Raw genomic sequence first — 22,339 nt, 5'->3', positions numbered from 1 at the left:
TGGGAAAAGGAACAATCCGAGTAGGAAAAGGCGTTGCCGAGTTCGTACCTTTGCGGTCCGATTTTCGCCGCGGGCCGTAGTGGGCAACTTTCTCACGCAGAAAGCCTTGCCCAGCCGCCCGCCTACTCAATCCAGCATGAAAGTAAGAAGCCAACAGGCGAATAAAGTCAACGTCATTACCCTTGGCTGCTCCAAAAACCTCGTCGATTCGGAGGTGATGATGGGCCAGCTCCGCGCCAACCAGTTCGACGTAACCCACGAGGCCGACACGAGTGACGCCAACATCGTCATTATCAACACCTGCGGCTTTATTGACAACGCCAAGCAGGAAAGCATTGACACCATTCTGCGCTACGCCGATGAGAAGCAGGCCGGCCGCCTGGAGAAGCTCTACGTAACGGGCTGCCTCTCTCAGCGCTACAAGGACGACCTGGAGGTAGAAATTCCGCAGGTTGACGCCTTTTTCGGTACCCTGGAGCTGCCCCAGTTGATGAAAACGCTGGAGGCCGACTATATGCACGAGTTGGTGGGCGAGCGGCTGCTGACCACACCCAAGCACTACGCCTACTTCAAAATTGCGGAAGGCTGCAACCGGCCCTGCTCGTTCTGCGCCATTCCGCTGATGCGCGGCAAGCACCAGGACCGCCCCATTGAGGACCTGGTAAAAGAAGCTAAGCGCCTGGCCAGCATGGGTACCAAAGAGCTGATTCTCATTGCCCAGGACCTGACTTACTACGGTCTGCAGCACTACGGGGAGCGGAAACTGGCCGACCTGATGCGTCACCTCTCCGACGTGAACGGCATCGACTGGATTCGGCTACAGTACGCCTACCCCTCGCAGTTCCCAATGGATGCCCTGGACGTGATGAACGAGCGGGACAACATCTGCAAGTACCTGGATATGCCCTTGCAGCACGTGTCGGATAATATGCTCAAAACAATGCGCCGCGGCATTAGCCGGCGGCGTACGGTGGAGCTGGTGGATACTATCCGGCAGCGGGTGCCGGGCATTGCCCTGCGCACCACCCTCATTGCCGGCCACCCCGGCGAAACCCAGCAGGACTTTGAGGACCTCTACAACTTCGTGGAGGAAACCCGCTTCGACCGTTTAGGCATCTTCACCTACTCCCACGAGGATAATACCCACTCCTACACCCTGGAAGACAACGTGCCTGATGAAGTGAAGCAGGACCGCGCCGACCAGATTATGGAGTTGCAGCAGGGCATTTCGATGGAGCTGAATGAGGAGCGCGTGGGCCAGACTTACAAGGTGCTTTTCGACCGGAAGGAAAGCGGCTACTTTGTGGGCCGCACCCAGTACGACTCGCCCGAAGTGGACAACGAAGTGCTGGTGCCTGCCACCAAAGACACCTACGTGCGCCTCGGCGACTTCGCCCAGGTGCAGATTACGGAAGCTTCCGACTTCGACCTGTACGGCAAGCTGGTGTAAGCTTTTAGTTGTCGGTTGCTCGTTATTAGCTGTCAGGTAGAAGAACCGGATGGCTGACCGGCAATGAACTTTCGTAGTAGCTCCCGGTGCGCTCAGTGCATCGGGAGCTACTGCTTTTTATATCCTGGCTCCCAGCAGCCAACCGCCAACGAGCAACAAACAACTAAAGTCCTGATTAGCAACAGACAACTGGCAACAAGCAACTGACAACTAAAAAAGCTCAGTTACTTTGTGGCCGCTGGCTGGTTATAGCCCGATACCTCTCCTCTCGTATGTCCGTCACGACTCTCTCATACGCCGCAACCGGCGCGTTTTCCTCTTTGCTTACCGATTATCTGGGCCAGGCGGAGGCGCTGCAGCCTTTTTATCACCGCTTCCCTACGCTGGCTGCCTTTGAGGAACAAATCCGGGAAAAACAGGCCCAGTACACGCCTGCGGCCCGGCAGCGGCTCACGGCCGAGTTGCGTCGGCAGTACGCCGCGCTACCCGCAGTGCACCCGGCCGTGCAGGCCAATTTGGAGCTGCTGGATAAGGACACGACGTTTACCATCACCACCGGCCATCAGCTCAACCTACTCACCGGGCCGCTGTACTTCATCTATAAGATTGTAACGGCCGTGAAACTGGCCCGCCAGCTGAAGGAGCAGTACCCGCAGTACGATTTCGTGCCGGTGTACTGGATGGCTACTGAGGACCACGACTTTGCCGAAATCAACCACCTGAACCTGTTCGGCAAGAAATACGAGTGGAACGCCGCTGAAACCGGCGGCCCCGTGGGCCGGCTGCCGCTGGCCGGGCTGAAAGATGAGTTGCTTGACCACTTACCCGCCGATGTACCCGCCCTGTTCCGGGAAGCCTACGAGCAGTCGTATACTTTGGCCGAAGCCACCCGCCGCCTCACGCACGCGCTGTTCGGCGGGTATGGGTTGGTGAGCCTGGATGCCGATGCGCCGGCCTTAAAGCAGGCATTGGTACCGGTGCTGGAGCAGGAAATCCAGGCGCAGGCTTCCAACCGGGCTGTGCAGGCGGCCAATACCGAGCTGGAAGCGGCTGGCTACAAGCCCCAGGTATACTCGCGCCCCCTTAACCTGTTTTTCCTGACCGATGCAGGCAAGCGGGAGCGGCTGGAGTACGACGCCGCCCAGGATTGCGTGCAGATTACGGTGCGCAACACCGGCCACTGCCATACCCAAGCCGAGCTACTGGAACTGGCCCGCCAGCACCCTGAGCAGTTCAGTCCCAATGTGGTGTTGCGGCCCTTGTACCAGGAGCTGCTGCTGCCTAACCTGTGTTACATTGGCGGCGGGGCCGAAGTGGCCTACTGGTTTCAGCTAAAGGGCGTGTTTGCGCAGAACAACGTACCATTCCCCATTCTGCTGCCCCGCAACTCGGCCCAGTACGTGGGCAAGGCCAATGTGGGCAAGCTGCGCAAGCTGGGCCTTACCTCCGTGGATGTTTTCCGGCCGCTGGCGGAGTTGAAAAAGCAGGTAGGCGCATCGTTAGGGCAGGAAGAAGTGAGTTTACAGGCTCAGCAGCAGCAAATGGCCGCCGCGTTTCAGCAACTGTCGGAGTTGGCCCAGCGCCTCGACCCAACGCTGGTAAAAACGGTGGCTGCCGAGCAACAGAAAGTGGCCGGTATTGTGCAGGGCCTGGAAAAGCGCCTGAGCAAAGCCGCCGAAGCCAAGCACGAAACCGCCTACACCCAACTCACCGCCCTTAAAGACAAGCTCATGCCCAACGGCCACCTGCAGGAGCGGGAAGACAACGTGCTCAGCATCCTCATCAACAACCCCGGCTTTATCAACCAGCTGCTGGATGCCTTTGACCCGCTGGCCCTGGAGTTTACGGTGCTGGAAGAGGAGTAACCGACGCGGATACGCAACCATCGGCCGCCGGCCGGACTCCGGGAGAGAGTTGTTTCACTTTCTCTTGGTTACTTATTGCCGATGGTGTTCATCCGATTTTCCTGCCTTTCTGTTTCTTGCCTCCGCAAGGTAGCCGGTGCTCTGCTGGCGGGGCTGCTGCCTCTGGCGGCCATTGGTCAGATACTGACCGGCACCATTACCGCCGGCTCCGCGTCCGGGCCGGTGCCCTACGCCAACCTGGGTATTCCGGGCAAAACAGTGGGCACCGTAACGGATGAGCACGGGCGCTATCAGTTAGCCTACATGCCAGCCAACCTCACCGATACGGTGTACGTGTCCAGCTTGGGCTACCGGCCGCAGCGGGTGCTGCTGCGTGAGTTGGTGGCCCAGCCCAACCGCGCGCTGACGGCTGTGGCCGTGCCACTGGCCGATGTGCGGGTGCAGGGCGCGGGATTTTACAAGCGCCGCCGTACGTTGGGCTGCACCAGCACTTCCCATTCCATTATATCCAGGCTCAAGGCCGAGCACCTGGGGGCCGAGGTAGGCATGGTGGTTTCTCTTAAACACAAACCCACAAAGCTGCTGACGGCCAACTTCAACGTGCTGTATTATCAGCCCGATACGCTCCGGTTCCGGGTGAACCTGTACCGTCTGCTGCCCGACGGCAGTCCGTCGGGGGAGAAGCTGCTTACGCGCAACCTGCTGGTCAGTACGGCGGATAGGGCCACCCCCAAAGGCCCTCTCACCGTTGACCTGACAACGGACCAGCTAGTAATAGAGGAGGATTTTCTGCTGACGCTGGAATGGATTAGCGGTGGTGATGTGCAGCAGGTAAGCAAAAACCTGGGCTTTTCCAGCGCCCTAGGCTATGGTAAGGGCGACCTGTACTTCCGCAAAACCAGCCAAGATACCTGGGAAAAGCCCTCCTTAGGGGCCAGGCTGGCTGGTATGCAGCCGAAAGTGGGCTTTTACGTGACGGCATTGGATTGATTCAGGCCCAAAGACCCAGCCGCCTACTAAGCGCCCTGTTGTTCGCATCCGATGACGAAAGAAACAGCGTAATCAGCGAAAATCTGTGATGAAAGCCGACCTCCGCCGCGCCGCCTTGGCCCGCCGCCGGGCCCTGCCCGAAGCCGAAGTAACCCAACGCAGCACCGCGCTGTGGCAGCAGCTGTGGGCCGAATTTCCGGTAGCGCAGTGGCAATGGCTGCACCTGTTTCTGCCCATTCCACGGCAACACGAGCCCGATACCTGGCCGCTGATCCGGCAGTTGTGGGCGCAGCAGCCGCACTTGCAGCTGGCCGTACCGGTGGTGCAGCCCGATGGCCGCACGCTCCGCCACTACCATCTTACGCCCGAAACGCAGCTGGTGAAAAACCGCTGGGAAATTGATGAGCCGGTGGGCGCCACCGAAGTAGCGCCGCCGCAGTTGGATGCCGTGCTGATTCCGCTGCTGGCCTTCGATGAAACCGGCCACCGCGTGGGCTACGGCAAAGGCTTCTACGACCTGTTTCTGGCCCAGTGCCGCCCCAGCGCCCGGCGGATTGGCGTGAGCCTGGAGCCGCCGGTGCCCCGCATAACCGATGCCTGGGAAGGGGACGTGCGCCTGCATGCTTGCCTCACGCCGGAGCGGGTGTGGTGGTTTTAGCGGGTGTGGTGGTTTTAAGCGGTTCGGGGTCTGACCACTAGCTCTATCAGACGAATACTTGCCCACGAAGCAGTTAGCAGTAAAACGCCATGTAGCCCCCAGAGTATACCTGATAACGGGGCAACAGCCATAATCGGGCTAGGGGAAAGGGGGGGATAGATGGTAAAGCGGGTATTAATGGCTGCAATGCACAGCAACAGTTCCAGCACTACACTGCTCCCGGCCAGTACTACGAGCAGCGGCTTGCTGGCTTTGGCCTGCCGCTTCAGGCTGCTGGCCGCTAGCATCAGCAGAAACGTGAGGGTCAGCAGTAAGATTTGGCCGGCATAACTCCCCACTACAAAATACGTGTTGTGCAGCTGAATGTCGAGGGTGGCTTGCAGAGCCATCTGGCCAAGCAATAGCCACAGCAACAGCACCCATACAATCAGACTGAAACAAAACAGGCGGAGAAGTTTACGCATGCACGCAAAGGATATGCCGGCGTGGTGTGCCGGTGGAGAATAGGAGAGAAAACGAGTGCAAGTATAGCTGCCCGCCCGGCAGGTACAATACCCGGCCAGTGTATAGCGTTGCCTGCATACAACCGTATTCACCTAACCCCCAGCACCGTTATGGCCAACCTCCAAACCGCCGCCCCCGCCGCCCGTGGTACCAAGCCCCGCGTCAAGAAACATGCTTTCCACCTCGATATGACTCCGATGGTAGACCTGGCGTTTCTGCTGCTCACTTTCTTCATGCTAACTACCACCTTCAGCAAGCCTACCATCATGGAAGTAGCCATGCCTGACCCGAAAGGGAAAACGGATGTGCCGGCTTCCGGAGCCATGACGGTGCTGCTGGACAAAAACCACACGGTGCACTACTTCTACGGTCTGAACTCTGAAGCCGAGCCCGCCCAGTTGCACACCACGTCTTTCGGGGCTGGGGGGCTACGGCAGGCGCTGCTGTCCTTCCGGCCAAAGAACGGTATGGTGCTCATCAAAGCCTCCGATAAAGCCGCTTACCAGAGCATGGTGGATGCCTTGGATGAGATGAACATCACGAATACCAAAAAGTATGCGTTAGTAGATATTAATCCTGCCGACGAGCACCTGCTGGCTCAGGTGCGCTAGGCACTGCCAAGATTAAGGCACAAGACAAAAGCCACCGGCTTTCTACAAGAGAAGCCGGTGGCTTTATTACTTTCCGTGGGGAGTACTTTCGGGGGTGGCTGCGGCTACGGGCAACTTAGCGGCAGGTTTTTTTCGGGAGGTGGCCGCTTGACCGGCGCGGCGCTGAGCCGCCAGCACCTCGCTGAGGGAGGACAACGTGACTTTCATATAAAAGCAGTGTAAGTGGATAATGCAACATGCAATAGGTAGTGTAGGAGTAGCGTAGTACCGGCAAGATACATAAACAGAGCAGAAAATCAGCAGCTTGCCCGCGAATCTGCTTGTTACTGCCGGGCAGTGGTGTCCAGTTTGATAATGCGGGCCTGCCCCCAGGGCGCCACGCTGATTTGCACGCGCATAGCCCGGCGCTGGCGTAGCTGCCGGCTCATTGTTTCGGGCACGTAGTACCGCTCCAGGCCGTAGCGCAGGCGCACGCCGCGCCGCCACACGGCCTGCACCGACCCGCGCAACACTACCTGTGACCCTTGAGTAGCCGGGCGCTCCGGGTAAATGGCCGTAGCCGCGTGCGTGCCATCAGCGGCCGGGGCCAGTAGCACGTAGGCGGCCTGCTGGCGGCGCGGTGGGCTGCTGCCCCGCCACAGCTGCCCAGGCAGCTCATTGATTTGGTAGCGCAGGTTCAGGTAGTCGCCGTACAGCAGGTCGCGGGGGTCAACGGGCTGGGTGCTGAGCCAGAGGGTGCGGCCCAGGGCGGCGGTAGCGTAGCCCGCTGCGGCCACGCCCAGCACAAACAGCACCTGGGCCGCCACCAGCCACTGCAACCAGCGGCGGCGCTTGGGCTCGGGTAGCTCAGGTAAGGGGCTAGAGAAAGGAGGTTCCGGCATCATGGCTGAGGAGGAGTGGAGCCGGCAAAAGTGCGGGCCGCCCGGCGGCGCAGTCCCCACCAGATACCCAGCAGTAGCAAGCCGCCCAGCAGGAAGAACAACGACTTATCCATGAAGCCCCAAGTGAGCTTGAAGTAGGCCACGGCCGTGGTAAGAATGAACAGCACGGTACCCAGCGTTACCCGGTCGGGGTTCTGCTCCTGATGGGCCCGTACCAGTACCGAGCCGGAATAGGCGTACAGCACCACCAGCGTAGCCACGGCCAGGGGCAGGCCGCCCGTAAAGTAAAAGCCCGGCAGCAGCAGCAGCCAATCGGTGAGGCTGCCCAACCGCCCCCGCTGCCGCTTGCCCACCGCCGACAGCAGGGCCACTGCGGCCAACGCCGCTACGTAGGGCACCATGGGGGCCCGCAGCTGCCCGGCATAGATATCTGATTCCCCGAACAAGGCCAGCCCCAGTGTAAACAGAAAGGCCGTTACCAATGGTGGGCCCTGCAAGGCGCGGCCGGCCGGCCGGTCGGGCTGCCAGTCACCAAGAGTATACACCAGCATGGCCGGAATAAAAAACCAGGTGATTTTGACGTGCAGGTGGTTGATGAGCAGCGCCGCCTGCCACAGCAGGCCCGTGGCCAGTACCCCACCCAGCAGGGCATCGGGGCGGCGCCACCAGTAGTAGCCCAAGCCCAGCGCCGTGCCCACGGCCGTGAGGTAGCTGAACGCGCCCAGCTGCCCGGTGTTGTAGCCCTGCACAATGCCGCTGATTACAGCCGTCATCAGAAACAGTAGGCGGCTACGATACAGCCACGTCAGGCCCATGCCCGCCACGGCCCAGGCCAGCAGCCCCGTCAAGTCGTAGCCAATAAGCTGGTACAACTGGCTGGTAAGCACGATGCTGGCCCCGAACAGTACGAGCCCCAGCGCCACCAGCCCCATGCCCAAACTTAGGTTGCCGCGCCGCCGAAAATACTCGCCCCCGGCGTACGCAGCGCACAAGGCCCCAAGTAGTAGGGCCAGGCGCAGCAGCTCGGGTAGGCCCTGCCAGTTGGCCGCCACAATGCTCAGGGCGCTCAGGCCTACCAGTAGGCTGCCCAGTAGCGGCAGTAGCCCCACGGCGGTAGCATCGGTGGGATAAAGCGCCAGCAGCTGCTCCCATTGCGCTTCCGAAATGAGGCCCTTCTGCACCCACTCGCGCCCGTCGGTTTCCAGTAGTTTTCGGCTCATAGCGCTGGCAACTTACGCAGGATGCCCGAAAGTAGGCCAGCCCCAGGTTAGTTAGGACTGATAATGTACCAGCTACCGGCCGGGTTAGGCTGGCGGTACCACGCCGCGTGCCCGGAGGTGCAAAAACAGCCCAGACACTGCGTGTCCTGCCATTGGTGCCGGCAGTTTGGGCATTGGCCAGCCGTAGAAAACGTGTCCCAGGTATGGCCGCAGCTGCACTGCCACTCCTCGCCCCCGGCGGGCTGCCAGTTACACTTGGGACAGGCAATAAAAGGACGGAATTTTCGGCGGGGCATAAAAAGTAGGCTCTATAAAAAGCGGAAGACCAAGGTAGCCTGACTCCTCTAGCTCCGTTTCCAGGCCCGGGTCATTTCGCGCTTGCCGGGCGGGCCGGGTATTTTCTCCACCAGCCAACCGGCCGCCAGTAGGCTGCGCTTGAAAGAGCCTTTGGCGCAGTAGCTGACCAGGCAGCCCCCCGGCGCGGCTGCCGCGTACAGCTGCTGAAATACCTCATCCGTCCACATATCGGGCTGCTTCTCGGGGGCGAAGGCATCGAAGTAGATAACGTGGTAGGTGTCGTTGGGCAGGGGGGTAGCCTGGAGTTCCCCGGCCATTTTCATCAGCACAAAGTGCGGGGTAAGCGCCACCGGCCGGCCCCAGGCGGCGGCGTGTAGCTGCTGCTGATAGTCCAGTAGCTCCGGGTCGTGGAGGTAGTTCTCTGTGCCCAGCTGGCCCACTATTTCCCAGGGTAGCGGGTACTTTTCAATGGTGTCGTAGAATACCGGCTGGGGAGCTGAGTGGCTGCGCTCCAGGGTCAGCAAGGCGTTCAGGCCAGTGCCAAAGCCAATTTCCAGCACCCATACCGGCTCCGTGGCCGCTTCCAAGGCCGACTCCAGCCCGGCGGCCAGGTACACGTGCCGGGCCTCCTGCACGGCGCCGTGGGTACTGTGGTAATGCTCATTCAGGGCAGGAACAAAAAGGGTGCTGGAGCCATCGGCCGTAGCACGCACTTCGACGTGGGGCGTCGTCGTCATAAAAGCAGAAGTAATACAGACCGGAATCTACGGCATCGGTGCCCGCATACTGGCCGGGCACTGTAGCCCAATATACGCCGGATTTGGTGTAAACCTGCTGCCGCCGTTGGGTGTACCTTGCCGGGCATTTCACCCAACTGCTGCTCATGGCCCGAATTAAAGTTGCCCTGCCCGAATCCTTTCCCGTGACGGTGGAGTTGCCCCTGCGCATCACCGACCTGAACTACGGAGCCCACCTCGGCAACGACGCCCTGGTTAGTCTGCTGCACGAGGCCCGGGTGCAGTTCCTGCAGCAGATGGAGCTTACCGAATTCGACCCTGCTACTAAACAAGGTCTCATCATGGCCGATTTGGCAGTGGAGTACAAGGGCGAGGGGTTTTACGGCGACGTGCTGCGGGTGCAAATGGCTGCCACCGACCTGCATAAGTACGGCTTCGACGTGGTATACCAGGTGCAAACCACCACCGGCCGCGCCATTGCCCGCGCCAAAACCGGCATGCTCTGCTTCAACTACACCGCCCGCAAGCTTACCGAATTACCAGCCGCCGCCGCCGCCCGCCTGCGGGGTGGTGAGTGAGTGAGTGAGTGAGTGAGTGAGTGAGTGAGTGAGTGAGTGAGTTGTGTGGAGCTGCCGGGGGCAGATGCCGCCGAACGGTAAACTCACCATTTCACAACTTCACCACCCGGCACTTTTTTCATTCTCAGCGGGTTGAGGCACGTTCCCGGCTTGAGGCGTAGGGCTTCGGCGGCCGGTGTTGTATCTTTGCAGTATGATGATTGATTTGCCCGTAGTTTCCAAGCGCGACATCCGCAAACTCACCCCCGACGAGCTCAAGGCCTTTATGGTGGAGCACGGCGAGAAGCCCTTCCGTGCCAAGCAGGTGAGTGAGTGGCTGTGGAAGAACACGGCCGGCACCTTCGAGGAGATGAACAACATCAGCCTGGCTACCCGGGAGCTGCTGGCCCGCCACTTCGTCATTAACGGGGTGCAGGTGCAAAACCACCAGCTCAGCAACGACGGTACCATCAAATCGGCCTTCCGCCTGTATGATGGCAATATTGTGGAGGGCGTGCTTATTCCGCACGATACCCGCATGACGGCCTGCATCAGCTCCCAGGTGGGCTGCTCGCTCACCTGCAAGTTTTGCGCTACCGGTTACATGGAGCGCAAGCGCAACCTCGATGCGGCTGAAATCTACGACCAGGTGGTGCGCATCCGGGAGCAGTGCGAAGCCCAGTACGGCACGCCGCTTACCAACATTGTGTACATGGGCATGGGTGAGCCCCTGCTCAACTACGCCAACGTGGTAAAAAGTATTGAGCGCATCACGGCCCCCGATGGCCTGAACATGGCCCCACGCCGCATTACGGTGAGTACCGCCGGCATTGCCAAGATGATCAAAAAGCTGGCCGACGACGGCGTGAAGGCTAACCTGGCCCTGAGCCTGCACGCGCCCAACGATGCCAAGCGCAACGAAATCATGCCCATCAACGAGGCCAACTCTCTGGCTTCGCTCAAGGATGCGCTCCAGCACTACCACCAGGTAACGGGCCGCAAGGTGACCTACGAGTACATCGTGTTTGAGAGCTTCAACGATACCTTGCAGGATGCCGAGGAGCTGTTTCAGATTTCGAAGTGGATACCGTGCAAGGTGAACCTCATCGAGTACAACCCCATCGAAAACGCCGACTACATCAACACCGCCGACGACAAGCTCACGGCCTTCCACAAGTACCTAGCCGACCGGGGCGTGCAAACCAACATCCGCCGCTCCCGGGGCAAGGACATTGACGCCGCCTGCGGGCAGTTGGCCGTAAAGCAGAAACCCGAAGAAGTATAGCGCCTGCTGAGCGCACAAAAAAAGCCCGCTGTATTCGTACAGCGGGCTTTTTTTGTGCGCTCAGCAGGCGCTATTTCTTTGGTGCAAACTCAGCAAACAACAACAATACATCCGGGCATTCGGTAGCCATTTGAAGGGATATTTTCGTGCCCAGCTCCTTCATTCGCTCCCCGTCCAGAAATATTTCGGCGCCGTATTGCTGAGAAATTTCCTTGGCTGAGGTTTTAAGATTTTTCTCAAAGGCCTGCGTCAGGGCCTTCATGCGCTCCTCGGGGGAGAGTTTCTGCAGGGCTGCAATTCGAGGCTGCAAGTCGCGGCACATTGCACTGGCAATGGGCTTGAGTACCTTGATTTCTGCTGCTGCCAGGGGTTGCCGCTCACTAAGTTCGGCCCCGCCCAAACGCATGAACATAGGACGGCTAGCGGGGCAATCCTTCAGCATAACTACTCCTACTTGCCGCCCCAGTTGCTCCCCATACGTGGATGCCGCGGGGCCCATTTCGGTAATTTTGGCAATCAACTCGTCATCGGTGGAAGCCACCCGAGTGAACAAGCGCACAAACAGTTGTTTTGTCTCGGCTTGCGAGAGAGTAGCAACCGACTTCTTTTTGTCTTCCTTGATAAGTTCGGCGCACACCTGGTTGGCAACCCGTTGCACCAATTGTTTCTCGGCTACGCTATCAGCCGATGAAGTTTGTGCCAAGCCTCGAAAGGCAGTGCTGCACAACGCCAGGAGCAATACAACACGAAGTATAGAGAGTTTCATTGCCTAAAGGTAAATGGCTCGCCTCAGGCAACCTAACTCCTGCCCTGTCCTTGAGCTTACTCAGTAGTCATGGAGCCAACTACAGGACCAGGTAGGGCCTGGCTAGGCACGCCAGCGGCCTTCGGCGCGGGGGCGGCCGGTGGCAATTTCCTCGTGGCTTTCACCCTCGGGCACCTCCCGGGTTTCAATGCGCACGGCGTGAGCTTTGGGCTGCACCCGCTGCCCAAAGGCATCAGCAAACTCCTGGGTAAACTCGGCCCCGAAGAAGATGATGAGAGCCGAGTAGTTTACCCACACCAGCAGAATGATGGCCGAGCCCGCCGCCCCAAATGTGGAGCCGGGGTTGGCCTGAGCAATGTAAAACGCAATAAGGTACTTACCCAGCATAAACAGCAGCGCCGTGATGAACGCGCCCACCCCCACGTCGCGCCAGCGGATAATGGCATCGGGCAGAAAGCGGTAGATAAGGGCAAACAGCAGGGAAGTAATGAACAGAGAAAGGCTGAAATCAATGAGCTTGAGCAGGAAAACCGTTATTTCCGGCATCAGCCGCTGCAGGTAATCGGTAAAGAAGGAGAGGGTGGCGCTGATTACAAACGAAATGAGCAGGAGCAGGGCCACGCTCAAAATCAGGCCAAACGACAGCAACCGGTCACGCACAAACTGCCAGATGCCGTTGCGCGGCTTCACCTTCAAGTTCCAGATGTCGTTGATGCTTTCCTGGAGCGTGACAAAGAAGGTGGTGGCCGCGAAAATGAGGGTGCCGATGCCAATGACGGCGGCAAAGCCGCTCCGTTCCTGCTTGTTGAACTCGTTGATGCTGTCCTGCATGAACTTGGCCGCGTCGGGTCCCACCAAGCCCTTCATCTGGGCGTACACCTGGCCGGTAATAGCCTCGGTGCCGAATACCGTGCTGGCCGTGGTAATGACGATGATGAGCAGCGGGGGCAGCGAAAAAATAGTGTAGTACGACAACGCCGCCGCGTGCCGCAGGGAGTTGTTGGTCATAAATTCGCTGGCCGTCATCTTGAGAATGTTCAGGACGTCGGAAAGCTTGTAATGCGTAGCCATGGGCGCGGGGTTCGGGGGCGAAAGGTTGCTGCTAGTACGGGCTGGGTAGGCGTGGCGTTTGGTTGAGCTCGACTGAACTTCCGCGCGTTTGGGTTGGCCAGTGGCGGCGGCACCTACTTTTGTAGGTCCCAGCGCAGGGTTTCGATGGGGGCTTCGCGCAGGGCCTGGGCCAGTTCCTCATCATCCCGAAACTGCAGCTGACTCAGCACCGTAGCCTCCACGCTTACCGAAAAATGCGTTTCGCGGAAGGGCCAGGGCTGTACCTGCACGGGGCCCTCCTCTGCCGGGCGCAGTACCTCGTAGCGGCGGCCATCGGGGCCGTGATGAATTTCCAGGGCCCGGCCCATTTCCGGTAATTCCTGGCGGCAGAGAATCAGGCTGAGTCGGTCGCACCAGTGCAGGAGGGTATAGGCTTGGTCGGCCTCGGTCTTCTTGAGCTTCAGCTCGCGCCGCCAGGTTTTCTGGCAGGCCAGCTGCTCATCCAGGAAGCTGTCAATTTCTGCCTTCTGTCCCCGCAGGCTCTCATACAGGGTGCTCAGATGCAGGCTGGTAAGTAAGCTCCGCCAGCGCCCTTGAAACCGCGCCGCGTGCATCAGGCGCGTGGCCTGTTCCAAGGAAAATTCCTTCATGGTAAAGTTAGCCGGGGCCCCGGCGGGCGTGAGGCCGTAATGGCCGGTCCAGTCGGCCTGCTCATCGTCGTGCTGAGCGGCGGCGGCCAGCAGGCCCACCCATTGGTCGGTGGGCAGAAACGCGGGCCACTGGTGCAGCAGCTGGGCCGCCAGCAGCGCGTGGGCCTGCTGGTAAATAATCTGCCAGCCGGCGGGCGTGTGGTTGACAATCATGTGGGGGCGGATAGTCCAGTATTTGCTGCTGAGAAACGCAAGCGGCGGGCACAGGTTTGCCAAGACCACAGAAAACAGAAACGCCCCACCGGGCGGGGTGGGGCGTTTCTGTTTTCCGTCAAGACCAGGAATCAGAAATTGGCGGTAGTATCGGCTGCGGCCATACGTTGCAGGAACTGCTCGGTCCAATATGCGTCCAGACCAACTTCAACCATACCGACCTGAAATAAGCCGGGTGTGTATTCGGTTTCACTCAAACGGGTTGCCTGAAATGCCTCCGGTGGTTGAAGTAGCTCAATATGGCTGTACGGAGTTCTGACCAGGGAAGAAAGGCCCATGTTGTTGCGGATAACGACGTCCTGTGCATCAAAACCAATCTGCAGAACCTCGTTGTGCCATATCTCCCCGATGTGGGCAGAAAACGGGACCATTCGCAGCATCCCATGCGAGCTTTCATACTGGTCACGTAACTGCGACCAGCCGGCTTGGAAAGGATTGGCAGAACGCACGTTGCCGTAATAGCGCCGGATGACGGTACGCACAAGCCAATACACCAAGTAAATGGCCCCGACATTCAGAGCTAGTCCAACCAACAAGCCAATAGCGCCCATATTACTTCAGCACCACCATTTCCTTCAAGTGCAGCAGCATGTCGTCGGTCATTTTATCCAGGGTGAACTCAGGTTGCCAGTTCCAGTCCTGGCGGGCTTTGCTGTCGTCGATGCTGGCGGGCCAGGAATCGGCAATCTGCTGGCGCTGGTCGGGCTGGTAGGTTACCCGGAAATCGGGGTAGTGGCGTTGGATGCTGGCCGTAATTTCCGCAGGGCTGAAGCTCATGGCGCCCAGGTTGTAGCTGCTGCGCACCTTGATGTTGTCGGCCGGGGCGTGCATCAGGTCCAGGGTGGCTTTTAGCGCGTCGGGCATGTACATCATGGGCAGGTAAGTGTCTTCTTTGAGGAAGCACTCGAAGTTCTCGCCGGCCACGGCTTTGTGGTAGATATCCACGGCGTAGTCGGTGGTGCCGCCGCCGGGCAGGCTCTTGTAGCCGATGAGGCCGGGGTAGCGCAGGCTGCGCACATCCAAGCCGTGCTTGCGGAAGTACCACTCGCACCACTGCTCCCCGGCCAGCTTGCTGATGCCGTACACCGTGTTGGGGTTCATGATGGTGAGCTGGGGCGTATTGTGGCGGGGGGTATCGGGCCCGAATACGGCAATGCTGCTGGGCCAGTACACCCGCTGTACGCCCAGATCCACGGAGGCATCCAGCACGTGAAACAGGCCGTCCATGTTCAGCTGCCACCCGAATTTGGGGTTCTTCTCGGCCGTGGCCGAAAGCAGGGCCGCCAAGTGGTACACCTGCTTAGGCTTGTACTGGCGCATCACTTCTTCCAGGCGGTTTTTATCCAGCACATCCAGCAGCTCGAAGGGGCCAGCTTGAGCAGTTTCGGCATCCTGGGGGGCGCGCACGTCGGCGGCTACCACGTTGGAAGCCCCGTATAGCTGGCGCAGCTCGTGGGTCAGTTCCAGGCCCAGCTGTCCGCCGGCGCCAATAACGAGGATGGTGTCGCCGGGAGTGGTAGCGGCGGAAGTGCTGGGTGTAGCCATTCGGGAGGGTGGTGAAGAAAAAGGGTGGTAGAGGAATGCAAAGATACGGGGCCAAAGGGCTTTCGGTAGTACTCCAGGATGCAGGGCAAACGCAACGCACCTGGTATCTTTGGGCTCCACGGGTTACTTTTCTTTTTTGCAAGCTATGCGCTATTGGTTTCTGCTGATATTGATTGGGTTACTGCTGCAAACTGGGCTGGCGGCGGCCCAGCCGATGGCGCGGCCGGTGTACCGCAACCTAGTGATGGAGGGCGGCGGCATCCGGGGCGTGGCCTACGGCGGGGCCCTGGAGGAGCTGGAAAAACAGGGCGTGCTGGCAGGTTTGCAGCGGGTGGGCGGCACCTCGGCCGGGGCCATTCAGGCGGCGCTGCTGGCCGTGGGCTACTCGGCGCAGGAAATTATCGACGTCGTGAACAACACGCCCATTCAGCGCTTTAACGACGGACAATTTATGTTCATTGGGGGCAGCCACCGTCTCACCAAGCAGTTTGGCTGGTACCGCGGCGACGCCCTCACCCAGCATATGATGCAGCTGGTGGCCCGCAAAACCAACCGCCCCAACCTCACGCTGCTGGAGCTGCACCAGCTGGCCCAGCAGCAACCCGGCCGCTTCCTGGATTTGTACACCACCGGCACCAACCTCACCCAGCAGCGCATCCAGGTGTTCAGCTACGAAACCAACCCCACCATGCGCGTGGCCGATGCCGTGCGCATCAGCATGAGCATTCCGCTCTACTTCCGGGCCGTGTTGCTCGATGCCCGCGGCAACGTCATTCAGGGCAAACCGCAAAAGGGCCAGCCCGTGCAGGTGCTGGTAGATGGGGGCTTGCTGGCCAATTACCCAGTGGAGCTGTTCGACCACCCGCGCTACCTACCGGCCCAACTTTCCGCCTCTACCACCCCCGATGCTGGCGGCCACGTCTACAACCCCGAAACCCTGGGCCTGCGCCTCGACCGGGCCGAGCAGATTGCCTGCGACACGCTGCCCACCGGCCGCCAGGAGCTGGCTCCCTATGACATCAATGGCTTTTCCAGCTACATAGCCGCCCTGTACAACCTCACCGAGGAAACCCTCAACCCCACCCGCGCCCAGGACTGGCCCCGCACCATCAGCATCAACACCGAAGGCTTTGCCCCCAAAATCAAGCGCATGCCCGACGCCGACAAGCAGCGGCTAATGGCCAGCGGCCGCAAAGGTGTGCAGGGTTTCTTTGCGCGGTGATTTATAGCTGTCATCCTGAGCGGAGCGAAGGACCTTATTGTGGCTGAATAAGTCGGACAGCCAACTGTCGTTCAATCCTGATAAGGTCCTTCGCTCCGCTCAGGATGAGAGGTGGTATCTTTGCCATGTAACCTCCCACTCACGTAGTCATTAACTCACAACCTCACCGATGTACACCACCCTTCAGCCCGACCTGCAGCAGCAGCTCCAGGAAATCAAAGATGCCGGCCTCTACAAGAAGGAGCGGGTGATTACCTCGCCCCAGGGTGCCGAAATTGAAACTCAGGAAGCGGGGGAGGTGCTGAACTTCTGCGCCAACAATTACCTGGGCCTGTCCTCGCACCCCGAGGTGGTGAAGGCCGCCAAGGAGGCCATTGACACCCACGGCTACGGCATGTCGTCGGTGCGCTTCATTTGTGGTACCCAGGATATTCATAAGCAGCTGGAAGCCAAACTGGCCGAGTTTCTGGGCACCGAGGATACCATTCTGTACGCCGCCGCTTTTGATGCCAACGGCGGGGTGTTTGAGCCCTTGTTCAACGAGCAGGATGCCATTATTTCGGATGCGCTGAACCACGCCAGCATCATTGACGGGGTGCGCCTGTGCAAGGCCCAGCGCTACCGCTACGCCCACAACGACATGGCGGACCTGGAAAAGCAACTCCAGGATGCTCAGGAGAAAGGCACCCGCCACCGCATCATCGTCACGGACGGCTCGTTCTCCATGGACGGCACCATTGCCCAACTCGACAAAATCTGCGACTTGGCCGACAAGTACGAGGCCCTGGTGATGATTGACGAGTGCCACAGCATGGGCTTCCTGGGCAAAACCGGCCGGGGTACCCACGAGTACCGCAACGTGCTGGGCCGCGTGGATATCATCACCGGCACGCTGGGCAAGGCACTGGGCGGGGCCATGGGCGGCTTTACCTCGGGCCGCAAGGAAATCATTGATATGCTGCGTCAGCGCAGCCGGCCCTACCTGTTCAGCAACACCCTCGCGCCCGCTATTGTGGGGGCCAGCCTGCGGGTGCTGGAGCTACTCACGGAAAGCACCCAGCTCCGCGACCAGCTCGAAGAAAACACCAAATACTTCCGCGAGAAAATGACGGCCGCCGGCTTCGATATCAAGCCCGGGGAGCACCCCATCGTGCCCGTCATGCTGTATGATGCCAAGCTGGCCCAGGAATTCGCCGCCAAGATGCTTGATAAGGGTATCTACGTGGTGGGCTTCTACTTCCCCGTAGTACCCAAGGGCCAGGCCCGCATCCGGGTGCAGCTCTCCGCCGCCCACACCCGCGCCCACATCGACAAGGCTATTCAGGCGTTTATCGAAGTAGGTCAGGAGCTTGGCACCATCAAGGACCGCAGCGCGGCTCAGCCGGAAGGCGGCCAAGTAGTGACAAACACGCCGTAAGGAATTTAAACGAATGGTATCCCTACGTTTCCGCAGGGACACTACGCAAAAAAAAGGCCTCCGCTGCGTAGCGGAGGCCTTTTTTTATTCACTCTGTTGCTGATTTAGCTGGCCCGAAAACCGGTAGCCTGCCGAATGGTGCGCTCCTGGCCCGTGGCGGGGTCGGGGTAGGTATGGTCACTGACTTCAACCGACAGCGTTTTACCAATGAGTTGTTTGGTATCCAGGTCTTTGTCGCCCTCTGGTTTGATGCCCACGGCGGAGTACAGCCCCAGAATGATGGGTTTACCGGCGGCCGAGTTGTAGAAACGCTGCGTTACAAACCCATCTTCACTCTCCATGCGGGCTGCGAAAAAGGGTACGTTCTGGTGCTCACTCGTTCCCTCTTCGATATCGGTGATTTTTACCGTGTGGCGGCCATCGGGCAAAAAGCCTTTCTCCTCTTTATCAACTTGAATTTTCATGATACGCTCGTATTATTAGCAAGATTTGCTAATAATAACGGCAAAGTGAGACGCGGGGTTATGCCTGATAAAGTACATCATGCTGAACGGCAATACAGCAGACGTTTACGCCGCTACCTCTGCTGCTGTGGCGCCAGTGGCCGCCGGTTTGGGGGCCACATCGAATAGGAATTCGTTGAGGCGGGCGCGCAGGTCGGCGGGAGCTAGGTTGCGGAATACTTCCCCGCCCCGCACCAATGAAATCTGGCTGGTTTCCTCGCTTACTACCAGCACAATGGCATCCGTTACCTCGGTGAGGCCAATGGCGGCGCGGTGGCGCAGGCCCAGGGCCGCCGGCACATCGGGGTTTTCGCTCACGGGCAGAATGCAGCGCGCCGCTTTGATGCGGCCGTTGCTGATAATCACGGCTCCGTCGTGCAAGGGGCTGGTTTTGTTGAAGATACTCAGGAGCAGGCGCTTGCTCACGGCGGCATCGAGCAGGTCGCCGGAGTCGGCGAAGAATTTGAGGTCGGAGGCCATGCTGAAGGCAATGAGGGCCCCGGTTTGCTTGCTGGCCAGGCTTTTGGCGGCCTCAATGAACGGGGTGATGTTCATGCGCTCCTGCTGGGGCTCCCGCCGCCAGGAAAACATGCGCAGGCGGTTGCCGAAGCTGGTGGCCTTGCCCACGTTCAGCAAAAACCGCCGAATTTCCTGCTGAAACAGAATGATGCCGGCCAGCACGCCCACGCTCATAAACTGCCCCAGAATGCTGGTAAGCAGCTCCATGCCGGCCGCCTTCACCACCAGGTAAAACAGGTACAGGGACATGAAGCCCAGGAAGACCTTCAGGGCCACGCTGCCGGTCAGCAGCTTGTACAGCTGATAAAACAATACCGTGACCAATAGCACGTCCACGACGTCTATCCAGCCGATGCGCAGGAAGCCGATGCCGAAGGAGCCTATCACGGGAAGAGGTCAGGAAAAGTATTGAGTACCAATTGAATAGTTTGCGCCGCTTCCGCCACATCGTGCACGCGCAGTAGCTTGGCCCCGTTGAGCACGGCCATAGTGTTGACGCTCACGGTGCCGGCCAGGGCGGCATCAGGCGTGAGCCCCAGGGGCTTGTATACCATGCTTTTGCGCGAGAGGCCGGCCAGTATCGGGAGCCCCAGAATATGCAGCTCCCGCAGCCGCCGCAGCAGCTCGTGGCCCTGGGCCGGCGTTTTGGCAAACCCGAAGCCGGGGTCCAGCACCACGTCGGTTACGCCGTGCTGGCGCAGCTCCGTGAGCTTATCACGGAAGTAGCGCACCAGCTCCAGCACCAGGTCGCCCTCGTAGTGGGTGAGCTGGGTCATGGTGGCGGGCGTGCCGCGCATGTGCATCAGGATGTAGGGTACGCCCAGGCGGCCGGCGGTGGGCAGCATCTCGGGGTCCAGCTGGCCCCCACTTACATCGTTGAGGATGTCGGCCCCGGCGGCTACGGCTTCGGCGGCCACCTCGGCCCGAAAGGTATCCACGGAAATGAAGGCTTCCGGAAAGGCTTGGCGCAGGGCGGCCACGGCGGGTAGCAGGCGGCGTTTTTCCTCTTCCACCAAAATATCTTCGGCGCCCGGGCGGGTGGAGTAAGCCCCCAGATCCAGGATGGCGGCCCCGGCTTCCAGCATGCGGCCGGCCCGCTGCACCAACTCCTCCTCGGAGGCCACGCGGCTGCCTTGGTAAAATGAATCGGGGGTCAGGTTCAGGATGCCCATCACCCGGGGGCGGCGCAAATCCAGCACCCGCCCACCGGGGCAGCGCAGCGTCAGCCTCGGGGAAAAGCACGTATCTTGCGGGGCCTGAGACATGGATTTTTGGGCGGTTTATAGGCTGTCATCCTGAGCGGCGCGAAGGACCTTACTACGTTGGAACAACCACTCGCGTGATTTCCTTCTACGCGTTAAAGTTCTCCGCGCTGCTCAGGATGAAGAGCACTAAGGAAAAGGCGAAGAACAACAAAATAGCCGCAAAAACTTGGAGAATCAAACCCAGCTTGAGTATAACCGGGTAATTGCCCAGTGCCGGACGCTGTTTCTGGCCAAAACCCACGACTACGGCACGGCCTGGCGCATCCTGCGGCTGCCCTCCGTTACCGACCAGATTTACATCAAGGCCCAGCGTATCCGCAGCATCCAGGAAAAAGGTACCCAACTGGTGGCCGACGGGGTGGAGGAGGAGTTTGTGGCCATCATCAACTACTGTGTTATTGCCCTGATGCAGCTGCGCCTGCCCGCCGATGCTCCGCTGGAGCTGGAGCCCGCCGCCGTGGCCGAGGCCTATGATGCGCAGGTAGAGGAGAACCGCCAGCTGCTCTTCGCCAAAAACCACGACTACGGCGAGGCCTGGCGGCAGATGCGCATTGAAAGCATCACCGATATTATCCTGATGAAGCTGCACCGCACCAAGCAGATTGAGGATTTGGGCGGCCTTACTCAGGTTTCGGAAGGCGTGGAGGCCAACTACCGCGACATGCTGAACTACGCCGTGTTCGTGCTGATAAAAATGGGGTTCGGCATGAGCAAGGTAGCCGCCGAATAGTGGAGTAAGTAGCTTCCGACCATACATTTGCGTAGTAGCTTCAGCGCATCCATTTCAACCTGTACTCCCCATGTAGACCGGGCGTAACCGCGCAACTTCTCCGCTACGCCGCTACGCTCGTTACTCACCGTCGTTCATGAAACAACTCACCCGCATCTGCTGGCTGCTGCTGGGCATCGTGTTTATCTTCTCGGGCCTCGTGAAGCTCAACGACCCCATCGGCACGGCCCTGAAGCTGGAAGAATACTTTGAGGTATTTGCCAAGGACTTCGGCTCTTTCTTCAGCGTGTTTGTGCCGCATTCCCGCACGCTCAGCCTGGTGCTTAGCTCCCTGGAAGTAGTGCTGGGTGTGGCCTTGCTGCTGCGCTGGATGCTGCGCAAAACCCTGTGGGTGCTGCTGGCCCTGCTGGTGTTCTTCGGGTTTCTCACCTTCTACTCGGCCGCTTTTAACAAGGTAACCGACTGCGGCTGTTTCGGCGACTTTATCAAGCTCACGCCCTGGGCTTCGTTTACCAAGGACATGGTGCTGCTGGCCCTGTGGACGGTGGTATTCCTGAATCAGCGCTACCTGCGCCGGGTGTTTGCCAAGGGCACTACCGGCGTCATGTACATCACCATTGCCTCGGCCGTGGCGGTGGGTATTGGGGTGCGGGCACTGGGCCATTTGCCTTACTTCGATTTCCTGCCCTACAAGGTGGGCAACAACATCCCCAAGCTGATGAAGCCCCAGGAGCAGGCCAAGTATCAGTACGTGATGGAGCGCAACGGCGAATCCAAAACCTTTGCCGAGTACCCCACCGACTCGACCTGGAAGTACAAGAGCATGGAGGTGCTGAACCCCGACGTGAGCAAGCCCGTCATTACCGACTTCTCCATCTTCGACGCCGACGGTACCGACCACACCCAGGACGTGTTGAAAGGCAACAAGCTGCTGCTCATCGTGCAGAGCACCCAGACGGCCGACCGGGACCGGTTCAAGGATATCAACAAGCTGATGACGGAGGCCGCCAAGTCGCGCAAGCAGATTCAGCCGCTCATCGTCACCAGCAGCAGCCCCCAGGAGTTTGATGCCTTCCGCCACGATGTGAACCTGCCCGGCACCTTTTACTTCGCCGATGCCACGGTGCTCAAATCCATGATTCGCTCCAACCCCGGCTTTATCCTGCTCCAGGATGGCACCGTGAAAGGCAAGTATCACTACCACGACATCCCGGAAACCAGCAAGCTGGAAGAGCTGCTGTAATTTAGTTTTTAGTTGCTGGTTGTCAGCTGTTCGTGCAGTTCTGGCAACCAGCACCACCCGACTGGAACTGTAGTCGAAAAGCGTAACCGTAGTTTGCTGGG

General features: G+C 59.5%; 24 protein-coding genes. 11 read left to right on the top strand and 13 right to left on the bottom strand.

The genetic code is table 11. The features are described from left to right. The first annotated feature begins 136 nt into the window (after nt 1–136). The 4 genes from rimO (at nt 137) to ROI90_RS05265 (ending at nt 4,963) form a co-directional block, all read left to right on the top strand. Nucleotides 137–1,450: a 30S ribosomal protein S12 methylthiotransferase RimO gene (rimO, locus tag ROI90_RS05280; RefSeq protein ID WP_315997289.1), complete on the top strand. Its 1,314-nt coding sequence runs from the start codon at nt 137–139 to the stop codon at nt 1,448–1,450. Between the two features lie 272 nt (nt 1,451–1,722). Further along, nucleotides 1,723–3,315 carry a bacillithiol biosynthesis cysteine-adding enzyme BshC gene (bshC, locus tag ROI90_RS05275; protein WP_315997288.1) on the top strand — a complete coding sequence of 531 codons (1,593 nt, stop codon included), beginning with the start codon at nt 1,723–1,725 and terminating at the stop codon, nt 3,313–3,315. Between the two features lie 81 nt (nt 3,316–3,396). Continuing rightward, nucleotides 3,397–4,305 carry a carboxypeptidase-like regulatory domain-containing protein gene (locus ROI90_RS05270; protein ID WP_315997287.1) on the top strand — a complete coding sequence of 303 codons (909 nt, stop codon included), beginning with the start codon at nt 3,397–3,399 and terminating at the stop codon, nt 4,303–4,305. Nucleotides 4,306–4,393: 88 nt separating this feature from the next. Beyond that, entirely contained in the window at nt 4,394–4,963 is a 570-nt protein-coding gene (locus ROI90_RS05265; RefSeq protein ID WP_315997286.1) for a 5-formyltetrahydrofolate cyclo-ligase, read from the top strand. Nucleotides 4,964–4,977: 14 nt separating this feature from the next. Here ROI90_RS05265 and ROI90_RS05260 read toward each other — a convergent pair whose 3' ends face one another. Further along, nucleotides 4,978–5,427, bottom strand: coding sequence for a hypothetical protein (locus tag ROI90_RS05260; protein WP_315997285.1), 450 nt, complete (start codon nt 5,425–5,427; stop codon nt 4,978–4,980). Nucleotides 5,428–5,577: 150 nt separating this feature from the next. Between ROI90_RS05260 and ROI90_RS05255 the strand changes: the two genes are divergently transcribed. Further along, nucleotides 5,578–6,078: an ExbD/TolR family protein gene (locus ROI90_RS05255; RefSeq protein ID WP_315997284.1), complete on the top strand. Its 501-nt coding sequence runs from the start codon at nt 5,578–5,580 to the stop codon at nt 6,076–6,078. A gap of 66 nt (nt 6,079–6,144) precedes the next feature. Here the strand turns inward: ROI90_RS05255 and ROI90_RS05250 are convergent, their stop codons facing one another. From ROI90_RS05250 to mnmD, 4 genes are all read right to left on the bottom strand, one after another. Then, nucleotides 6,145–6,285 carry a hypothetical protein gene (locus ROI90_RS05250; RefSeq protein WP_315997283.1) on the bottom strand — a complete coding sequence of 47 codons (141 nt, stop codon included), beginning with the start codon at nt 6,283–6,285 and terminating at the stop codon, nt 6,145–6,147. Between the two features lie 116 nt (nt 6,286–6,401). Beyond that, nucleotides 6,402–6,962: a GDYXXLXY domain-containing protein gene (locus ROI90_RS05245; RefSeq protein ID WP_315997282.1), complete on the bottom strand. Its 561-nt coding sequence runs from the start codon at nt 6,960–6,962 to the stop codon at nt 6,402–6,404. Then, complete coding sequence (locus ROI90_RS05240) at nt 6,959–8,179, bottom strand: DUF2157 domain-containing protein (protein ID WP_315997281.1); 1,221 nt, start codon at nt 8,177–8,179, stop codon at nt 6,959–6,961. Before ROI90_RS05240 ends, ROI90_RS05245 begins: the two co-directional genes overlap by 4 nt. A gap of 344 nt (nt 8,180–8,523) precedes the next feature. Then, nucleotides 8,524–9,213, bottom strand: coding sequence for a tRNA (5-methylaminomethyl-2-thiouridine)(34)-methyltransferase MnmD (gene mnmD, locus ROI90_RS05235; RefSeq protein ID WP_315997280.1), 690 nt, complete (start codon nt 9,211–9,213; stop codon nt 8,524–8,526). A 146-nt stretch (nt 9,214–9,359) separates the two neighbouring features. Between mnmD and ROI90_RS05230 the strand changes: the two genes are divergently transcribed. Both ROI90_RS05230 and rlmN read left to right on the top strand, forming a co-directional pair. Further along, nucleotides 9,360–9,791 carry a thioesterase family protein gene (locus tag ROI90_RS05230; protein WP_315997279.1) on the top strand — a complete coding sequence of 144 codons (432 nt, stop codon included), beginning with the start codon at nt 9,360–9,362 and terminating at the stop codon, nt 9,789–9,791. 196 nt (nt 9,792–9,987) lie between these two features. Next, nucleotides 9,988–11,055: a 23S rRNA (adenine(2503)-C(2))-methyltransferase RlmN gene (gene rlmN, locus ROI90_RS05225; RefSeq protein WP_380229386.1), complete on the top strand. Its 1,068-nt coding sequence runs from the start codon at nt 9,988–9,990 to the stop codon at nt 11,053–11,055. 70 nt (nt 11,056–11,125) lie between these two features. Here rlmN and ROI90_RS05220 read toward each other — a convergent pair whose 3' ends face one another. From ROI90_RS05220 to ROI90_RS05200, 5 genes are all read right to left on the bottom strand, one after another. Continuing rightward, entirely contained in the window at nt 11,126–11,758 is a 633-nt protein-coding gene (locus tag ROI90_RS05220) for a hypothetical protein (RefSeq protein ID WP_315997277.1), read from the bottom strand. A 165-nt stretch (nt 11,759–11,923) separates the two neighbouring features. Further along, nucleotides 11,924–12,892: a YihY/virulence factor BrkB family protein gene (locus ROI90_RS05215; protein ID WP_315997276.1), complete on the bottom strand. Its 969-nt coding sequence runs from the start codon at nt 12,890–12,892 to the stop codon at nt 11,924–11,926. 113 nt (nt 12,893–13,005) lie between these two features. Then, entirely contained in the window at nt 13,006–13,734 is a 729-nt protein-coding gene (locus tag ROI90_RS05210; protein WP_315997275.1) for a DUF3891 family protein, read from the bottom strand. Between the two features lie 131 nt (nt 13,735–13,865). Continuing rightward, a complete protein-coding gene (locus ROI90_RS05205; protein WP_315997274.1) occupies nt 13,866–14,276 on the bottom strand; it encodes a hypothetical protein in 411 nt (136 codons plus the stop codon). A gap of 70 nt (nt 14,277–14,346) precedes the next feature. Continuing rightward, nucleotides 14,347–15,339: an NAD-dependent epimerase/dehydratase family protein gene (locus ROI90_RS05200; RefSeq protein ID WP_315997273.1), complete on the bottom strand. Its 993-nt coding sequence runs from the start codon at nt 15,337–15,339 to the stop codon at nt 14,347–14,349. A 145-nt stretch (nt 15,340–15,484) separates the two neighbouring features. Between ROI90_RS05200 and ROI90_RS05195 the strand changes: the two genes are divergently transcribed. Together ROI90_RS05195 and kbl are read left to right on the top strand one after the other, a co-directional pair. Further along, on the top strand, nt 15,485–16,561 hold the full coding sequence (locus ROI90_RS05195) for a patatin-like phospholipase family protein (protein ID WP_315997272.1): 1,077 nt from the start codon (nt 15,485–15,487) through the stop codon (nt 16,559–16,561). Nucleotides 16,562–16,730: 169 nt separating this feature from the next. Beyond that, the gene (gene kbl, locus ROI90_RS05190) at nt 16,731–17,978 is read left to right on the top strand and encodes a glycine C-acetyltransferase (RefSeq protein ID WP_315997271.1); all 1,248 of its coding nucleotides are present in this window, start codon (nt 16,731–16,733) and stop codon (nt 17,976–17,978) included. 104 nt (nt 17,979–18,082) lie between these two features. On the opposite strand, the gene ROI90_RS05185 is transcribed toward kbl, so the two are convergent. The 3 genes from ROI90_RS05185 to folP form a co-directional block, all read right to left on the bottom strand. Continuing rightward, the gene (locus ROI90_RS05185) at nt 18,083–18,442 is read right to left on the bottom strand and encodes a hypothetical protein (protein ID WP_315997270.1); all 360 of its coding nucleotides are present in this window, start codon (nt 18,440–18,442) and stop codon (nt 18,083–18,085) included. A gap of 105 nt (nt 18,443–18,547) precedes the next feature. After that, nucleotides 18,548–19,387, bottom strand: coding sequence for a diadenylate cyclase CdaA (gene cdaA / locus ROI90_RS05180; protein ID WP_315997269.1), 840 nt, complete (start codon nt 19,385–19,387; stop codon nt 18,548–18,550). Further along, a complete protein-coding gene (gene folP / locus ROI90_RS05175; RefSeq protein WP_315997268.1) occupies nt 19,384–20,265 on the bottom strand; it encodes a dihydropteroate synthase in 882 nt (293 codons plus the stop codon). Before folP ends, cdaA begins: the two co-directional genes overlap by 4 nt. 166 nt (nt 20,266–20,431) lie before the next feature. On the opposite strand from folP, the gene ROI90_RS05170 reads away from it, so the two are divergent. Next, nucleotides 20,432–20,995 (top strand): DUF1599 domain-containing protein, encoded by a 564-nt coding sequence (locus ROI90_RS05170; protein ID WP_315997267.1) that lies wholly within the window; start codon nt 20,432–20,434, stop codon nt 20,993–20,995. Between the two features lie 136 nt (nt 20,996–21,131). After that, entirely contained in the window at nt 21,132–22,238 is a 1,107-nt protein-coding gene (locus ROI90_RS05165; RefSeq protein ID WP_315997266.1) for a BT_3928 family protein, read from the top strand. Nucleotides 22,239–22,339: the final 101 nt, after the last annotated feature.

It is taken from the genome of Hymenobacter endophyticus (assembly GCF_032464715.1).
In the GTDB taxonomy this organism is placed as follows: Bacteria; Bacteroidota; Bacteroidia; order Cytophagales; family Hymenobacteraceae; genus Hymenobacter; species Hymenobacter endophyticus.
The sequence above is the reverse complement of the archived record's forward strand: the minus strand, read 5'-3'. Positions and strand labels throughout refer to the sequence as shown.

Excerpts from the sequence above, each read along its gene's own strand:
- rimO (WP_315997289.1), top strand. The coding sequence starts at position 137 with ATGAAAGTAAGAAGCCAACAGGCGAATAAAGTCAACGTCATTACCCTT.
- bshC (WP_315997288.1), top strand. The coding sequence starts at position 1,723 with ATGTCCGTCACGACTCTCTCATACGCCGCAACCGGCGCGTTTTCCTCT.
- ROI90_RS05270 (WP_315997287.1), top strand. The coding sequence starts at position 3,397 with ATGGTGTTCATCCGATTTTCCTGCCTTTCTGTTTCTTGCCTCCGCAAG.
- ROI90_RS05265 (WP_315997286.1), top strand. The coding sequence starts at position 4,394 with ATGAAAGCCGACCTCCGCCGCGCCGCCTTGGCCCGCCGCCGGGCCCTG.
- ROI90_RS05260 (WP_315997285.1), bottom strand. The coding sequence starts at position 5,427 with ATGCGTAAACTTCTCCGCCTGTTTTGTTTCAGTCTGATTGTATGGGTG.
- ROI90_RS05255 (WP_315997284.1), top strand. The coding sequence starts at position 5,578 with ATGGCCAACCTCCAAACCGCCGCCCCCGCCGCCCGTGGTACCAAGCCC.
- ROI90_RS05250 (WP_315997283.1), bottom strand. The coding sequence starts at position 6,285 with ATGAAAGTCACGTTGTCCTCCCTCAGCGAGGTGCTGGCGGCTCAGCGC.
- ROI90_RS05245 (WP_315997282.1), bottom strand. The coding sequence starts at position 6,962 with ATGATGCCGGAACCTCCTTTCTCTAGCCCCTTACCTGAGCTACCCGAG.
- ROI90_RS05240 (WP_315997281.1), bottom strand. The coding sequence starts at position 8,179 with ATGAGCCGAAAACTACTGGAAACCGACGGGCGCGAGTGGGTGCAGAAG.
- mnmD (WP_315997280.1), bottom strand. The coding sequence starts at position 9,213 with ATGACGACGACGCCCCACGTCGAAGTGCGTGCTACGGCCGATGGCTCC.
- ROI90_RS05230 (WP_315997279.1), top strand. The coding sequence starts at position 9,360 with ATGGCCCGAATTAAAGTTGCCCTGCCCGAATCCTTTCCCGTGACGGTG.
- rlmN (WP_380229386.1), top strand. The coding sequence starts at position 9,988 with ATGATTGATTTGCCCGTAGTTTCCAAGCGCGACATCCGCAAACTCACC.
- ROI90_RS05215 (WP_315997276.1), bottom strand. The coding sequence starts at position 12,892 with ATGGCTACGCATTACAAGCTTTCCGACGTCCTGAACATTCTCAAGATG.
- ROI90_RS05210 (WP_315997275.1), bottom strand. The coding sequence starts at position 13,734 with ATGATTGTCAACCACACGCCCGCCGGCTGGCAGATTATTTACCAGCAG.
- ROI90_RS05200 (WP_315997273.1), bottom strand. The coding sequence starts at position 15,339 with ATGGCTACACCCAGCACTTCCGCCGCTACCACTCCCGGCGACACCATC.
- ROI90_RS05195 (WP_315997272.1), top strand. The coding sequence starts at position 15,485 with ATGCGCTATTGGTTTCTGCTGATATTGATTGGGTTACTGCTGCAAACT.
- kbl (WP_315997271.1), top strand. The coding sequence starts at position 16,731 with ATGTACACCACCCTTCAGCCCGACCTGCAGCAGCAGCTCCAGGAAATC.
- ROI90_RS05185 (WP_315997270.1), bottom strand. The coding sequence starts at position 18,442 with ATGAAAATTCAAGTTGATAAAGAGGAGAAAGGCTTTTTGCCCGATGGC.
- folP (WP_315997268.1), bottom strand. The coding sequence starts at position 20,265 with ATGTCTCAGGCCCCGCAAGATACGTGCTTTTCCCCGAGGCTGACGCTG.
- ROI90_RS05165 (WP_315997266.1), top strand. The coding sequence starts at position 21,132 with ATGAAACAACTCACCCGCATCTGCTGGCTGCTGCTGGGCATCGTGTTT.